This is a genomic window from Brevibacterium sp. SIMBA_078 (genome assembly GCF_046534565.1).
In the GTDB taxonomy this organism is placed as follows: domain Bacteria; phylum Actinomycetota; class Actinomycetes; order Actinomycetales; family Brevibacteriaceae; genus Brevibacterium.
On record NZ_JAWRYQ010000478.1, the window covers coordinates 1 to 245 of the forward strand.

At 42.9% G+C, this 245-nt stretch carries 1 protein-coding gene; it reads left to right on the forward strand.

Annotated features, from left to right (window positions below; all coding sequences use genetic code 11):
• Positions 1–245 (forward strand): AMP-binding protein (locus SB749_RS20475; RefSeq protein WP_410711927.1); only part of this gene is annotated, 245 nt, incomplete at both ends.

Here is a 245-nt window from a genome sequence, read left to right on the forward strand (position 1 = left end):
CGCTAACGCATAAAAACATTCTTAATAATGCACTGCTTGTTGCCCAAGCAATGCATTTTACTGAACGCGATAAGCTCTGTATCCCTGTACCGCTTTATCATTGCTTTGGCATGGTTTTAGGCAGCTTATTGTGCGTAAGTAAAGGCGCTGCAGCTATTTATCCTAGTGATTCTTTCGATCCAAAAACCACTTTAGAGGTAGTACAACAAGAAAAGTGCACCGGACTTCATGGCGTGCCTACCATG